The sequence below is a fragment of the Alkalicoccus daliensis genome (assembly GCF_900103955.1).
GTDB lineage: Bacteria > Bacillota > Bacilli > Bacillales > Salisediminibacteriaceae > Alkalicoccus > Alkalicoccus daliensis.
The window spans coordinates 232,901-247,976 of record NZ_FNIL01000002.1; the positions used below are offsets into that span (position 1 = coordinate 232,901).

12 protein-coding genes are annotated in these 15,076 nt (G+C 45.8%); 7 read left to right on the forward strand and 5 right to left on the reverse strand.

Translation table 11 applies throughout. From position 1 onward, the window contains the following. The first annotated feature begins 47 nt into the window (after positions 1-47). A complete protein-coding gene (locus tag BLP92_RS05765) occupies positions 48-623 on the forward strand; it encodes an NAD(P)H-dependent oxidoreductase (RefSeq protein ID WP_090841498.1) in 576 nt (191 codons plus the stop codon). Between the two features lie 55 nt (positions 624-678). On the opposite strand, the gene BLP92_RS05770 is transcribed toward BLP92_RS05765, so the two are convergent. After that, entirely contained in the window at positions 679-1,455 is a 777-nt protein-coding gene (locus BLP92_RS05770; protein ID WP_090841500.1) for a hypothetical protein, read from the reverse strand. Between the two features lie 214 nt (positions 1,456-1,669). Here BLP92_RS05770 and BLP92_RS05775 point away from each other — a divergent pair, with 214 nt between their 5' ends. Beyond that, positions 1,670-2,125, forward strand: coding sequence for a hypothetical protein (locus tag BLP92_RS05775; RefSeq protein WP_090841502.1), 456 nt, complete (start codon positions 1,670-1,672; stop codon positions 2,123-2,125). A gap of 85 nt (positions 2,126-2,210) precedes the next feature. Here the strand turns inward: BLP92_RS05775 and BLP92_RS05780 are convergent, their stop codons facing one another. Next, the gene (locus tag BLP92_RS05780) at positions 2,211-3,386 is read right to left on the reverse strand and encodes a KamA family radical SAM protein (protein ID WP_090841504.1); all 1,176 of its coding nucleotides are present in this window, start codon (positions 3,384-3,386) and stop codon (positions 2,211-2,213) included. A gap of 193 nt (positions 3,387-3,579) precedes the next feature. Between BLP92_RS05780 and BLP92_RS05785 the strand changes: the two genes are divergently transcribed. Then, entirely contained in the window at positions 3,580-4,440 is an 861-nt protein-coding gene (locus BLP92_RS05785) for a MurR/RpiR family transcriptional regulator (RefSeq protein ID WP_090841506.1), read from the forward strand. 986 nt (positions 4,441-5,426) lie between these two features. Here the strand turns inward: BLP92_RS05785 and BLP92_RS05790 are convergent. From BLP92_RS05790 to BLP92_RS05800, 3 genes are all read right to left on the reverse strand, one after another. Continuing rightward, entirely contained in the window at positions 5,427-7,388 is a 1,962-nt protein-coding gene (locus tag BLP92_RS05790; protein ID WP_090841508.1) for a TRAP transporter permease, read from the reverse strand. A gap of 188 nt (positions 7,389-7,576) precedes the next feature. Then, entirely contained in the window at positions 7,577-8,698 is a 1,122-nt protein-coding gene (locus BLP92_RS05795) for a TAXI family TRAP transporter solute-binding subunit (protein ID WP_342028379.1), read from the reverse strand. Between the two features lie 233 nt (positions 8,699-8,931). Further along, positions 8,932-10,338 (reverse strand): MATE family efflux transporter, encoded by a 1,407-nt coding sequence (locus BLP92_RS05800; RefSeq protein WP_090841511.1) that lies wholly within the window; start codon positions 10,336-10,338, stop codon positions 8,932-8,934. A gap of 576 nt (positions 10,339-10,914) precedes the next feature. Here BLP92_RS05800 and BLP92_RS05805 point away from each other — a divergent pair. The 4 genes from BLP92_RS05805 to BLP92_RS05820 all read left to right on the forward strand — a co-directional run bounded on the left by BLP92_RS05805 (position 10,915) and on the right by BLP92_RS05820 (position 15,060). Next, the gene (locus BLP92_RS05805; protein WP_090841513.1) at positions 10,915-11,811 is read left to right on the forward strand and encodes a helix-turn-helix transcriptional regulator; all 897 of its coding nucleotides are present in this window, start codon (positions 10,915-10,917) and stop codon (positions 11,809-11,811) included. Between the two features lie 276 nt (positions 11,812-12,087). Further along, on the forward strand, positions 12,088-12,294 hold the full coding sequence (locus BLP92_RS05810; RefSeq protein WP_090841514.1) for a hypothetical protein: 207 nt from the start codon (positions 12,088-12,090) through the stop codon (positions 12,292-12,294). A gap of 34 nt (positions 12,295-12,328) precedes the next feature. Further along, a complete protein-coding gene (locus tag BLP92_RS05815; protein ID WP_090841516.1) occupies positions 12,329-13,678 on the forward strand; it encodes a sugar ABC transporter substrate-binding protein in 1,350 nt (449 codons plus the stop codon). A 74-nt stretch (positions 13,679-13,752) separates the two neighbouring features. Next, positions 13,753-15,060: a sugar ABC transporter permease gene (locus BLP92_RS05820; protein ID WP_090841518.1), complete on the forward strand. Its 1,308-nt coding sequence runs from the start codon at positions 13,753-13,755 to the stop codon at positions 15,058-15,060. Positions 15,061-15,076: the final 16 nt, after the last annotated feature.

Sequence of the window (15,076 nt, forward strand, 5' to 3'; positions counted from 1 at the left end):
GGCGGACGTCAGGATAGGTTTTTTATTGAAAAGAAAGGAGTTATCTTATGCGCATCATGTACATATACATGCATCCTGCTTACGACAGCTTTAACGGAGCCATCTTTCAGGCTATCCAGGAAAAGCTGCCGGAAGTAGATGTTTTTTCTCCAGGTACAGAAAGCTTCGAACCGAAACTTACGATAGAAGAATATCAGGCATCGATGGAAGGACACTACGCTCCGGATGTGAAAGAGGCGCAGGCAGCGCTGCAGAAGGCAGATCACGTAATTTTTCAGTTTCCACTTTGGTGGGGGTCTTTTCCCGCGCCTGGGAAGGGATTCATCGACCGGGTGTTTGCCTATGGCATCGCCTACGAGCTCGAAGGGGAAACGCCTGTCCCGCTGCTTAACGGCACAAAGGCATCTCTCGTTTTTACCACAGGATCCCCGCCGGACGAATTTCATACCGCGGGGCTGTATGAAAATGTTGTCACCGGGATTGATAAGCATTTGCTTCAGTTCTGCGGGCTAGAGCTTGCAGAAGTGCTGCATTTTGGGGACGTCATCCAGGAAAGCGATGAAGCGAGGCAGAAAATGCTGGAAAAAGCAGCGGCGTTCGCAGAAACGCTCCACGGCAAATAAAAATGTATACAAAAAAGCTGCAGATCAAAGTTACACGCTGCAGCTTTTTCGTATTTTATTCCTCCTGTCCTTTATCAAGCGGAACAGTCAGCGACAGCCGCCATTGCGGGAGGGAGGTGGTTGTACGCTGTATTTGCAGCGTGACAGGGAAGGAAAATTCCTGGCTGAACTGCAGATCCACTTCTGCGTAGGGACCATCCTGCTCAATATTTTTAAAAAGGGGATAAATTCGTTCTCCTTCTTTTTCCTGCATGAAGGAGTACTGAATTTCCCGCTGCCTGGCAGCACTGTGCTGGTCTTCCAGCGTAAAGCGGAGCCGCTGTTCCTGCGCAGTCACGTTCACCAGGGCAAGATCTCCCTGAAATACTGCCTCCATTTCTTCTTCTGTTATGACATACTCGTAACCGGAAGCATACAGCTGCGGTACAAGCAGGAAGGGGAGGTGGAGCTGTTTTCCCGCTGTATTGTTCGGCGGCGGTCCCGCTTCAATCGTTATTCCCAGCTGGTGGGAAGAAAGAGAGCTGCCCCGAAAATCATCCTCATGATAAGTAACGTCATACACTTCATAGGGAATCCCTTCTTCATCATACAGAAATGCAGGCAAATCAAACTCGTAGTCACCGCTGCTAATCTGTGTTTCATCCTCGTGGGCTGCAATAAAATAAAGATGCATCTTATTATCTTCTATCTCTGTCCCCTGATAAGCAAGCCAAAAAGGTTCCTGGGAAATAGATTCTGTAAGAGGAAGGGATGATTCGGATTCATTTTCTTCGGAGGCTGTATTGCTGCATCCTGCAAGAATTATTAAAGCAAGCCATAAAAGCCATTTCATCAAACTCATCCTTTGTTCACTCATTTGAACGATTTTGTTAAATCAATTTTACTACGAATTCCGTTTCCTATGGGAAAGATAGAGAAAATCTTCTGCACAAGACGAAATTTTCTATATTATTCTGGAAAAATAAGTTAATATATAGATATTATCGCTTTCTACCGATATTTAATAAAAACATCCACTTATACATTTTTAGTAAAGGAGGACTCGTATGAGTTTATTTAAAAGGTTATTACTTTCTGCACTCATTTTAGCTGTCTTTTCCAGCGGTTATCTACTAGGAAGTTTTCAAGGGACCGCGGTGTCGAAAGAACTGAGAATCGGGTATCAAAACAGTTCGCATTCCGGCCAGATTGATTATCCTTATATTTTCACAGATACGAAGGATGATACGGTTATTGATAATTTCTTAATGATTTATTTGTACCCAGATAAGGTGGAGGAAGCAGAGGTAAACTTAGAAAATCCGGATCTCTATGTACTCATGCTCAACCCGGATCGCGGGATAGGTATGATTGACTCCAGGATTTGGTTCCAGAAAGAAGAGGCAGTGATCGCAGAGCGAATCGGAGAAACCTGGGAGGAAGTTGAGTATTTTCAAGTCGATAAGAATACTGCTGATTATATAAAAGAAGTCATAGAAGAGGAAGCAGGAGAAGCTGAATAAGAAAGCAGCGTCTGAAGAAAGGGAAATAAGTGTCTTTACATAAGAAACCTGCCCGGAATTGGCGCCGGACAGGTTTCTTACATAATTATTTTGTTTCGAGTACTTCTTTTTCTTTCTGGCTGATTTTATCATTGGCTCCCTGGAAGTCGACCCACTTTTTCTGTGGTGCTCTCCAGTGCGCTTCATTGCCGGGAAGGTCATCAAACCATGCTGCATCGTCCGGACAGTCAAGCACCATGAATTTGCCGTACTCATTGTCTCTGGACTGATGATACTTCAGGTAAGCTTTTCCGTCTTCAATCGCAAGGATCTCAATTTTTCCGGAAGTGTGGCTCATAGAAAGGCGTACACGTTTTCCGAGACCGGAAGTTTTCGCTTTCGCCTGCTCTGTAATTTCATACGCTTCCTTCAGGGAAAGCACGAAATCGTTGTTTCCTGCAACCGGACGGTTGATAAAGAAGTAGTAAGGTGTAACCCCTGCCCAGGAAAGCTTATCAAGCAGTTCTGCAAGCACTTCCGGATCATCATTGATGCCGCGCAGCACCGGCGTCTGGTTTACGACAATTGCTCCGGCGTTATGCAGGAATTCAAAGCCTTTTTTCGCTTCTTCTGTAATTTCACGCGGATGGTTAATGTGCGCCATCACGTAGATTCGCTGCTCCGGAGTGGAAAATTCGCGGATCAGATCATGGAGGTCCTGGTCTTCATAAATGCGCATCGGGTTGAAAACCGGCATTTTTGAACCGAGACGGATAATCTTCACGTGCGGGATTTCCCGGAGCTGCTCGATAATTTTACGGAGCTTGCGCGTCGCAAGAATTAAGGAGTCACCGCCTGTAAGAAGCACGTTCGTAATTTCAGGATGTTCACGGATATATTCGATGCCGGGAGATACATCAGACATCGCTTCTTTGATATCATTACGGAAGAGCCGCTTACGGAAGCAGTACCGGCAGTAAGCACCGCACACTTCAGAGACGATAAGCAGGGCAGTCTGGTCATATTTATGCTGGCAGCCTGGAACAACATAGTTCGTATCTTCATCAGAGGAATCCCAGCGTCCGTACTCCTCGAGTTCTCCTTCGTTCGGGATAACGAGTTTTCGGATCGGGTCTTTCGGATCTCCCCAGTCGATGAGACCTAAATAATATTCATTCACACGGAAAACAAATTTCTCCGTTATTTGTTTGAGTTTTGCTTTTTCCTCATCTGATAAGTGCGGGACTTTTTCAATGTTCATAATATACTTTGGCTGTGCCATGATGTATCTCCCCTTTCGAAGTTCTTATCTTATTAAAACACAAGCTTCAAAATTGGTCAAAAATGGTTGAAAACTTTGAAAATTAGCACAAAAGTGAATGATATCTTTCATTTTTTAAAGCGCTTTCCTGATTGCTCCGGACTACAAATTTTTCTTCAGATCAAGTAAACTAAAGAGAGAGGAGAGTGGTTGGATGAGTGATATGGATGTGTTTGCAAAAATCAGCCGCGAGCAGGCCTCGCTGAGTAAATCCCATAAAAAAATTGCCCGATATTTAATAGAGCACCGGGAGGCAGCACCATTTCTTACTGCATCCCGCCTGGCGCAGAATGCAGAGGTGGGGGAGGCGACGGTGATCCGTTTTGCCACAGTGCTCGGATACCGCGGCTATCCGGATCTCCAGCGCCATCTGCAGGAAGCACTGCAGAAAAAGCTTACGTCCGCAGAAGTGCTGAAACGAACGACCCAGGGAACGGAAAAATCGAAAGAAACCATCCGCGAAGTACTGACGGATGATATTCATAATTTAAATACGACCATGGAGCAGATAAGTCCGGAAGAATTTGAAGCGATCGTGATGGATTTAATTCAGGCAAAAAGAATTTATATCGTTGCTTACCGGAGTGCGGCAAGCATTGGTTCCTATCTTGCTTTTTATCTGGATCTTGTACTGCAGAATACAGAATTAATTGAAGAAGCGGATGGGGTATCAGAGCATCTGCTTGATATTACGGAGGAAGATGTAGTGCTCGGTCTGGGATTTGCGCGTTACACGAAGAGGACGGTGGAAGTGATGAAGTACGTGAAAGCGCGCGGCGCAAACACGATCGTTATGACGGATCACCTCTTAAGCCCGCTGTATCCCTATGGAAACAAACATCTGATCACCGCAACGGAAATCAATTCGTTTATCGATTCCTTTGCAGCGCCGATGAGCGTCGCAAGTGCCCTGATTACCGCGCTCACTCGCTCCGAGCATAAAAAAGTAGCAAAACGGCTGGAGGAGCTGGAGACACTTTGGGAAACGTTTGACGTTTTTTATGATGGAAAATAATAATGATTTCAGTTCAATTAAATGAAGAAACGGTGAATTCGTCGTCTGTTAGTCATTATAATTAGATACTGTGTAAAAGAAATAAATAGAAAAATAACCCAACTGAATGGAAAAAGAGGATGCCCACGAAGGACATCCTCTTTCTTATGAATTAGCTCTGTTAATGCTCGTTATTGATAAGAGAAAACTTCACTAGCCTGCCGTGGACGAGCTCCTTCGCTGTGATCTGCCGAGTTCGTTCTTCCAGAGGCTGTGAGAACTTTCTCAGCCGAAAGCTTTTACGTAGCCGACCAAAGGATTTTAAAGTCATCTTCACGATCTCTATAAAGATGAATGCTGGTCGGGTGGAGCAATGCTCTCTCTAACACAGGCGTCCACCGGTTTTCGCTTCGTTCTTCCTTTTTAAAACAAAAGATAGGGACTGTTCCTTTCTACTTTCTTCTCCTAAATAAAACAAAGCCAAGGCGAGTTTTCAAGACGCCTGCGGAAAAAGAAAGCGTGAAGATCGAAAGTTTGTCCGGTCTCTGGACAAACTTACAAAGGAGGAGTGAAGCCAGCCAGGGTTTTGAATGTTCGTAAGACGGTCTTGGTCTTACGAACATTGGCTGCGCGAAACCCTACTCTCTTGTAAGGAGGGATAGCTGAAGGATTTCTCCGCGGCAAGCGAAGAAAAAAGAGCCACAGGCGTAGTTTCCTTATATCAACACCTGCTTTTAACAGAGACACTCATGTAAAATTTTTGCACCATGAAGTATGAAAATTAATACTGCTGTGTAACGAAGGAGAGGACGCCCAAAGGACTAGCGCAGTTGGAGAATCCATTTTGGCGGACGTTCTTTCCGCCAAAATTAGTCGAGAACAAGCCCTTGGGCAAGCCTCTCCGAAAGTGAAGCAGCAGTATTACTTCTTTTTAGCGGAACTTTTGTTTTCAAGGTAGCTTACAAATAAAAGAGGATGCCCTATAAGCGGGCATCCTCTTTCTTAGATTAAGCTTCCTGTTTCTTTTTGCGTGCTCTCTGTACAATAGCGATCAGCACTAAGAGTACGAGTCCGGTTCCTTCCACAATCAAATGCCCCGGCCAGATAAGCATAATACCGGCCGCAAGGAGCAGTGGTTTTTCGTACCACTTAAATGTATTGAAGAAATATCCCATCATCGTCGCACTTATCGCAGCCATCCCGATCAATGCGGTAATCACAAGATAAATGACCGTAAAGAACTCTGCATCGACTAAAAGCAGCTGCGGGTTGTACACAAAGACATATGGAATAATAAACCCTGCAATGGCGAGCTTGAAGGCGGTCACCCCGGCTTTCATCGGGTTCGCCTTGGCTATTCCGGCGCCGGCATAAGCAGCTAAACACACTGGAGGTGTAATGTCGGCAACAATACCGAAGTAGAACACGAAAAAGTGTGCTGCGACTTCCGGAACACCGAAGTTAATTAATGCAGGTGCCGCCATAGAAGCTGTAACTACATAGTTGGCAGTTGTCGGCAGACCCATTCCAAGCAGGATACAGGCGATCATCGTAAAGAACAGGAGCAGGAATAAGCTGTCGCCTGCCATCGCAAGCAGTCCGCCTGCGATCCGGCCGCCAAGTCCTGTGAATACTACTGTACCTACGATAATACCTGCGGTCGCACACGCTGCGATAACAGGGAGGGCGATTTTTGCACCGTCTTCAAACGCCTGAATAATATCTTTCGGCGTTAATCTCGTCTGTTTCTTTATATAACTTACGGCAAAGGCTGTACCAATACCAGTGAGCGCTGCGTAGGTCGGCGTAAAGCCGTTTACCAGCATCGTTACAATTAACACAAGCGGCAGCAGCAGATAGGAATCTTTTAACAGGCCTTTTTTCGAAGGAAGCTGGTCCTTCGGCAGTCCGTGAATCCCATGCCGTTTCGCTTCAAAGTGCGTACCCATGAATACCCCAGTGAAATATAAAATTGCCGGAATAATACCAATAATAATAATATCACTGTATGAAACAGTAGAAACATATTCTGCCATGATAAAAGCAGCAGCACCCATGATCGGCGGCATAATCTGCCCGCCGGTGGAAGCGGAAGCTTCAGCAGCAGCCGCAAATTCCGGACGGAACTTCGCCCGCTTCATCATTGGGATCGTAAACGAACCGGAGGCCACCGTGTTGGCAACGGAGCTTCCTGTAACCGTCCCCTGCATGGCAGACGCAGCAACAGCGGCTTTTGCGGTACCGCCGGTGAAGCGTCCGGTCAGCCCGAATGCCAGATCGTTAAAATACTGCCCGACACCGGTTTTTGTCAGCATGACGCCAAAGAATAAGAATAAGTATATATACGTGGAGGATATTTGAATAGGTGTACCGAATATCGCGTCGGAAGAGAAAAACAAACGCCTTGATAATCCAGTCCAGTCAAACCCGCCGTGGCCAAAATATGGTATATTCGTGCCGAATAACCCGTATAAGATTGCTAAAGAACCAATGACAACAATAGGTATCCCGACAGCCCGCCGCGTTGCTTCGAGAAGAAGCACAATCCCTATCGTCGCAACGATAATGTCGACCGTGGTGAAGCCCATAATTCTGGCTGCACCCGTAATCCAGTCATACCGGAAGAGAATATAATAACTGGCTGCCATGCCGAGAAATGCAAATACGACATCGTACCAGGGCACGCCGACTTTCTTTTCGCCGCCTCGTTTCAGGGGATAAAGAAGAAAAATAAGTCCCATTGCTGTACCGAGGTGGACGGCTCCCTGCATAAGAGAGACAAGTGGCCCATTCTGTGGAAAGGCTCTGTAAATATGAAAAGCCGTGAGGGAGACTGCAATAAATGTAATCGCCCAGGCCCATTTTCCGGTTTTTTGGCGAATAGAAGATTCTTTATCATACTTCGCCAGCATTTCATCTCTTTCTTCATCGGATAGTAAGTCGAGATCTTTCTCTTTTTCTCTGTCCATCCTGTAACCCACCTCACTTCATCAAGATCGTTTTATTCCGTACGAATCGATCGAAGAAAAGGTAGGAGCTGCTGCTCCTGCATTTTCTTCGATGTTCTGTCTCTTGTAACAGAGCAAAGGATCCGCAGGAAATAGGAAAGAAGGAGACCGGACGATAAAACGCTTGTCCGGCCTCATCTTTCAATATGCTATTCGTCCAGAATACCTGCTTCTTCAAAGTAACGCTCAGCACCTGGGTGCATTGGAAGTCCGTCCGAACCGTTAAGCGCGTCCTCTTCCGTAATTGCCTCTCCCTGAGGGTGGGCAATATCTCCAGTGTTTTCGAACATTGCTTTTGTGATTTCATAGCCTAGCTCTTCATCAATAGTATCTAAAGAACCAACGAGAATCGCGTAAGCAGTGATTGCCTGCACGTCCTCTTCCATGAAGTCATAGGAATCACCAGGAATATCAAATGCAGCGTAGCCGCTGTTTTCTTCTACATAAGCAATACCTTCATCTGTTAGAGATAAAAGCTCTACATCTGCAGAAACAGCAAGCTCTTCAATTCCGCCTGCCGGAAGTCCGAGAAGGCCGAAGGAAGCGTCAAGCTGTCCATCCTGAATACGGCCCTGTGCATCATCAAAGCCTTCTTCAAAAGCTTCGTAGTCGCCTTCTTCCAGGCCGTACGCCTCAAGAATCAGACGGGCCGCAGCCTGCGTTCCGCTTCCTGGAGGCCCGATTGCAATAGAAGCACCTTCAAGGTCCGCTACTGTTTCGAATCCGGAATCTGCAGGAACAACAATCTGCATTACTTCAGGATAAATGTGGCCCATAAAACCAAAGTTATTGATTTCCACGCCTTCAAAATCGCCGTCACCTGTAAGGGCATCAAGCGCTGGAAGGTGTACCGTCATACCAAGGTCCATTTCTCCCTGGTAAATACTTACGATGTTATCCACAGAAGCACCGGAAGATACCGCACTTAAGTCGAAGTCATCGAAGTTTTCAATGTTGTTATTGATCGTTGTTGCAATTTCCTGGCCAAGCGGGTAGTACGTACCGCCGGTAGAACCAGTACCAAGCTGCATGTTGCTGATGTCTCCAGCTTCGCCTTCTTCCCCAGCAGCTGGATCATTTGCGTTTTCGTTCTCATTCACGTCTTCCACAGCGTTGCCGTCTTCACTGTTGTCCACTTCACCGGACAGGTTGTTGTTGGTAGTTTCGTTGTTGACAGTGTCGTTTCCGGCATTGTCACCATCGTTACCGCAGGCAGCCATGAAAAGCGCAGATGAAATAAGTAAAGCTGATAAAGATGTTACTTTTTTCACTATGAATTCCCCCTTTTCCTTCGTAAGTATAGTAAATACCACAATCTGCGATATTCTCCTTTATTTAATCAGATAGGAGCAGGATTGTCAAAAGTTTACCTACAGGAAGAAGGGGGTATAGAAACTGTTCTACACTGCACGGAAGCTACACAAGACTGGAACACAGCTCTTTCAGCAGAGGTGTATCATTCGCTTCTGCTGAATAAAATAGTACAGCAGTCCAAACAGTATTTTTACATAAATGCCTCACTTTTTTTCTCGCTGTTGCTATCTTCTATTTCTTCACGTATATCTGTGGTAAAGGACATTTTTTTCCACTTCTTTGAATTCCAGCGCCGCAGCATTAGTATGCCCCGGAGCCATTCATCAAGTGTCATCGCAATCCAGATGCCGACAAGACCGAATCCGAGCCAGATACCTGCAGCGTAGGAGATGGTAACTGCGACCCCCCACATGGACATAATTCCAATATAGACGGGGAATTTCACATCTCCTGCCGCCCGGAGCGCATTAATGACGATCAGGTTAAAGGCGCGTCCAGGTTCGAGAAGAATTGTAAGCAATAGCAGCAGTGAGCCGAGCTGGATAATTTCCTGGTTGGAAGTGAAAATAGAGAAAAGCTGCTCACTGAATGTAAAGAACATAATTGAAACAAACGTGGAGACGGCAATGCCGATCCAAAGACTCCGGAGGCAGCGCTGATAAGCTTCTTCATACCGTTTTTCCCCGATCATATGCCCGATTAAAATCTGCGTGCCCTGGCCGATCGCAATCGAAAACAGCAGTGCGAACATAATGATATTTAGTGCATACACTCTTGTCGTCAGCGCCACGGTGCCCATCGAAGCAATAAAAATCGTGATCACCATCTGCGATCCGTTATACGCCAGATGCTCGCCGGCAGTTGGAACACCGATTTTCAGTAAATCGCGGACTTCTCTTTTCGGGAACGCAGCGATTAAATATTTCCACGGCAGAAAGTCAGGTGTCCGTTTTAATAGAAGATAAAATAATACAACGGTCCCTAAAGTGCGGCTGGCTGCCGTACTTGCGGCTACTCCCATAACCCCGAGTTCCGGCGCGCCGAAAGCGCCGAAGATCAGCACGTAATTTCCGAACACATTGAGTAAATTCATGCCGAAGGTGACGTACATTACATCTTTCGTGAAGCCGTGGCTTTTTAATACAGCACCGATCGTCATAATGACTGCCTGTACAAATGCAAAGCCGCCGACAATCTGCAGGTAAATTAAAGCAGGCTCCATCAGCTCCTGCGGCAGGTTCATTGCCGTAAGAATCGGACGACCGAAGCCAAACAGCAGCACGCTTAAGAGAAGGCCGGCAATAATATTCATGACAATGGAAACGACAGCTACCTGCCCGGCTCCCTGATGATTTTTTGCACCGAGGTACTGGGCGACGAGAATCGTAGTCCCGGTAGCCACAAAACCGAACATGACAATAATAACGCTCATAATCTGGTTGGACACTCCGACGGCAGCCACAGCTTCATCGCTGTACTGGCTCAGCATCAGCGTATCTGCATTTCCCATCAGCATATGCAGCATAATTTCAATAAAAATGGGCCATGTGAGGGCGAAGAGAGATAATTTTGCAACGTTTTTCTTAGTATGGCTCATGGCGCATCTCCTTTCAGCGGATGGTTCTATTGGAACAGTAAGCGTATGATTCAAGTGAGAAACGATGAATAAATGAAAATTCTCTTTATGAAAAACCAGTAAATCGGCTTTTATGTACAGTAAATGCCTTCAAAGGAGAATACACGTCCGTCCAGCTTTCTTCTATATAATAGGAAACCTGTATTTTTCAAGAATTTTGATAAAAATATGGTTCATCACCACGAAGTGCAGTTGACAAGAAAAAATCGAAAAAGATTTTACCCAAAATAACACTGCTTCTGCAGCCAAAGTGGAAATGGGGCGGCTCCGAGGCAAAATTGGCCGACTCGAAGATCCATTTTGCCCGACGAACCGGAGGAAGGAATTAGCTGAAGCCGGCCCGCCCGGAAAGCGTCCCTATGGACACAAAGGCTGCAATCATCAAAGGGAAAAAATAACTATCTGTATTTCACCTACATGTTATGGTGAAGAACTAAAAATATCCCAAAGTTTTCTCCTATAGGACAGATCCGCTCTTAATCTTTTCATAGCTTACTCGAAAAGATATACTGAACAAAGGAAGAAAAACGAAGCAACATGGACAAAACCGACCTGGAGGAAAAGAAAATGACGTATCTGCTTACAGAAGTACCGCCGATGCCTACCTTTATAAAAGCCGGTATTGGAAAGTTTCAGCCCGGCAAGCAGCATTTCTACCGCACCTTTCATTTATTTGATTTTATTTTTGTAAAGGAAGGAACGCTTTATATAGAAGAAAAAGGAATACAGTATACCTTGCATAGAGGTGATTATCTTATTTTAGTGCCGGGGCGGCTGCACGGGGGGCCAAAGCCGTGCCAGGTAAAAACGGAATTTTACTGGGCGCATTTTTCGTTTCCGCATGACTTTCATTTGTCTGACCGGCAGGAAGTCGACTGGTCGACGATTTTAAAGAAGCGCAACACCTTTTTAACGCCTGATGTATTCCAGCTGGCACTGCAGCAGCAGGGAAGCTTCCGCAGGCGGGATCAGGCGATGGCACTTTTTGAAACACTGCTGCAGCCGAACGCTTCCAACGATCCCGCAGAGCGGATGCGGCAGCAGCTGTATTTTTTCGACTTCCTGATTCACGTGCAGCAGGAATCACTCCAGGTTCCTTCGAGTGCCCAGCAAGTTGCGCATAAAACGATGAAGTATGTGCAGGAGCATGCACTCGATGAACCATTTCTCGTAAAGAATATGGCAGCGGAACTTCTTTATCACCCGGATTACATAACCAGATCGATGAAGCGCGTGACCGGGATGACGCCGAATCAGTATATGACGCACCACCGGCTGACACTCGCGAAGGAAATGCTCCAGCAGGGAGAATATCACCTGCAGGCAGTCGCGCAGGAATGCGGCTTTACCGATGTGAGCTATTTTTCCAGGGTGTTTAAACAGCGGGAAGGAGTTACACCGGGGGAGTACAGAAGACTGAGCGGGAAAAAATAATACGCAGGCAGAGCTTTTGTATAAAAATTTTATGCAGAAGCTTTTTTACGGTGAAAAATTTTCAGCCTCTATAAAATAAAGTTAGTGAAAGTTTCACAGAATGCGCAACTTTGTTCCTTCATTTGCACAAAGTTTTCCCAGGATAAATCTGATGAAATTTTATAGTGAAATTTCTTTCTGAAACGTTGTTATATCAGCACTTGTGAATGAACTATACTAAAAATGGCGAAAAAAAATTTTAAAAAAAGCTTGTGTTTATTTAGGGGAAGTAGTATATTGAATTCAGCAAGTAATGCAAACGATTTCACGGAAACTATCTTCGTGGAATTTTATTTGGAAGCATTATGCAAGCGGTTGTCTTTATTTGCAGAGAGAATGTTACATAACGCTATCGTAAGTACAGTGGTGCTATTATTATTTTTCCAGGCTGTGCAAACGGTTACGGTAAGCGTTGTCATTCGCATGCAGGAGGAGATAATCTGAAAATGAAATTATCTATCAAGGGGGAAATGAGAAGATGAAAAGAAGTAAATCGCTTATGTTTACACTGGCTATGGTACCTGCGCTGTCACTTGCACTTGTTGCATGCGGCGGAAATGATGCAGACGGCAACAACGACGCGGGTGGAAATGATAATGCTGCGAATAATGCAGCAGAGAATACAGATGACGCAGAAGGAAACAACGCAGAAGGCAATGGCGGAAATGAAGCAGCGGACGGCGAAGCGCCGGAAAAGCCGGAATCCTTGTCTATGTGGGTGAATGATGAAGAATCACAGCTCGATGCATATGAAGAAATTGCAGAGCGTTTTACAGAAGAAGAGGGTATTGAAGTAGAAATTATTCCTTATTCTATGCTTGACCAGACAGAAGGTATGTCACTGGATGGATCAGCAGGACAAGGCGCGGATCTTTTCTTCCAGCCGCATGACCGCTTGGGTGACATCCACCTGCAGGGGCTTGCAGCAGAGCTTGAATTAACAGATGACCAGCTGGAACGTCTGGAAGGCTATAACGAGGAAGCAGTTACTTCTTTCAGCTATGAAGGAATTCAATACGGTATTCCGGCAGTCGTGGAAACGTATGCACTTTTCTACAATACAGACCTCGTGCCGGAAGCACCGGAAACAATGGATGACCTGATGGATACAGCAAGAGACCTGACGGACGGTGATACTTACGGATTCCTGATGGAAGCAACGAACTTTTACTTTACCTACCCATTCCTGACTGCAGAGGGCGGTTACGTATTTGCGCAGGATGAAGATGGTGTTTATGATCCGGAGGATATCGGGTTAAATACAGAAGGTGCGGTTGCAGGAGCAGAAACAATTCAAACTTGGTTTGAAGAAGACCTCATTCCAACAGGAATTGACGGGGACATCATGAATGGACTGTTTACAGAAGGAAATGCGGGGATGGTAGTAACCGGCCCATGGTCTATTCCAGAATATGAATCTGCACTCGGCGACAGCCTGGCTGTAGCGCCGCTGCCGGAACAGGATGGCGAGCGTCTCAGCTCTTTCTCCGGAAATAAAGGCTGGCTCGTAAACTATTACACAGAGAATGAATACTGGGCAACAGAGCTTGCTTTATTCTTAACAAATGAAGAAAACTCCACAACGTACTTTGAAACTGCAGGAGAACTGCCTGCACACACTGCGGTGGAAATCGATGATGAGTTCATGGCACCGATCTTCGAGCAGACAGAATATGCGGAGCCAATGCCGAACATCCCTGAGATGACGCAGGTATGGGATCCAATCGGAGAAGCAATGGAGTTCATTTCCCAGGGAGATGACCCGCAGGAAGTATTGGACGAAGCAGTAGAACAGATTCGTGAGCAGATCGCGATCTCCGGCAACTAAATGAAGATGAAGACGAGGGGTTGGAAATGTTAATTTCCAATCCCGACTCTTTTAATGATCAGGAGGACACATTTATGGCAGCAAAAAAAGAACAAGACAATAGAGTCCTGGTAAACCCGAAACATAATCCGAAGACAGCGGCGCTGCTCTCGATTATCCCGGGGTTTGGACAAGCGTACAATAAACGATTTATCAAAGGTGCTGCCTTATTCATTCTCTTTGCTGCTTTTGTTATCGCTGCAATCGATTTTATTACTACTGGTCTGCAGGGCTTGGTAACACTGGGGGAAGTACCGCGGGAAGATGATTCACGGGTATTTTTAAGTAACGGGATACTGGCACTCATCCTGTCTACATTTTTCCTCGCTTTTTATACGCTGAATATTCAGGACGCGTTCAAAGACGCAAAGAGAATTCAATTAGGCTGGAAAGTACCAAATATTTCAGAAGGCTTTAAAAACGCATGGGATACAAGCTTTCCATACTTACTCGTAGGACCGGGATTAATACTGCTTATTTTCGTTGTCATTTTCCCGCTGCTTTTTATGGTATTTCTCGCATTCACAAACTACAATCTTTACAATGCACCGCCACGGAATATCCTGGAGTGGGTCGGCTTTGAGAATTTCGTAAATTTATTTGCCATCTCCGAATGGAGAAACACGTTTATTAACGTGCTTTCCTGGACGCTGATCTGGACATTTGTCGCAACGACACTGCAGATTGCGCTCGCATTATTTCTGGCAACAATCGTCAACGATCCGCGCATTAAATTTAAAAAACTTATTCGCACAGTGTTCATTTTACCTTGGGCAGTGCCTGCGTTTACAACGATCATTATCTTTTCTGCATTATTTAACGACAACTTCGGTGCGATCAATACGGCGATTCTGCAACCGATTTTCGGGATGAGCATTCCCTGGCTGACAGACGCGCTGTGGACGAGAATTGCGATTATTATGATTCAGGTGTGGCTCGGCTTCCCGTTTGTTTACGCCCTTTTCACCGGTGTGCTGCAGAGTATTTCTGCAGACTGGTATGAAGCGGCCGACATTGACGGCGCAAGCCGCTGGCAGAAGTTCCAGAACATAACATTCCCGCACGTGATGTTCGCAACGGCACCGCTGCTGATTATGCAGTATTCGTTTAACTTTAATAACTTTAATATCATTTACCTCTTTAACCAGGGGGGCCCTGCCGTCCGGGGACAGACCGCCGGCGGCTCGGACATATTAATATCATGGATCTATGGACTGACGTTCGAAAACCAGCAGTTTAACATGGCTGCGGCAATTTCGATTATTCTTGGACTATTGGTCGCAGGCTTTGCCTTCTTCCAGTTCCGTCGTTCACGTTCCTTTAAAGAGGAGGGGACATTCTAATGGCAGCTGCGAAAAG

Excerpts from the sequence above, each read along its gene's own strand:
- BLP92_RS05765 (WP_090841498.1), top strand. The coding sequence starts at position 48 with ATGCGCATCATGTACATATACATGCATCCTGCTTACGACAGCTTTAAC.
- BLP92_RS05770 (WP_090841500.1), bottom strand. The coding sequence starts at position 1,455 with ATGAAATGGCTTTTATGGCTTGCTTTAATAATTCTTGCAGGATGCAGC.
- BLP92_RS05775 (WP_090841502.1), top strand. The coding sequence starts at position 1,670 with ATGAGTTTATTTAAAAGGTTATTACTTTCTGCACTCATTTTAGCTGTC.
- BLP92_RS05780 (WP_090841504.1), bottom strand. The coding sequence starts at position 3,386 with ATGGCACAGCCAAAGTATATTATGAACATTGAAAAAGTCCCGCACTTA.
- BLP92_RS05785 (WP_090841506.1), top strand. The coding sequence starts at position 3,580 with ATGAGTGATATGGATGTGTTTGCAAAAATCAGCCGCGAGCAGGCCTCG.
- BLP92_RS05790 (WP_090841508.1), bottom strand. The coding sequence starts at position 7,388 with ATGGACAGAGAAAAAGAGAAAGATCTCGACTTACTATCCGATGAAGAA.
- BLP92_RS05800 (WP_090841511.1), bottom strand. The coding sequence starts at position 10,338 with ATGAGCCATACTAAGAAAAACGTTGCAAAATTATCTCTCTTCGCCCTC.
- BLP92_RS05805 (WP_090841513.1), top strand. The coding sequence starts at position 10,915 with ATGGACAAAACCGACCTGGAGGAAAAGAAAATGACGTATCTGCTTACA.
- BLP92_RS05815 (WP_090841516.1), top strand. The coding sequence starts at position 12,329 with ATGAAAAGAAGTAAATCGCTTATGTTTACACTGGCTATGGTACCTGCG.
- BLP92_RS05820 (WP_090841518.1), top strand. The coding sequence starts at position 13,753 with ATGGCAGCAAAAAAAGAACAAGACAATAGAGTCCTGGTAAACCCGAAA.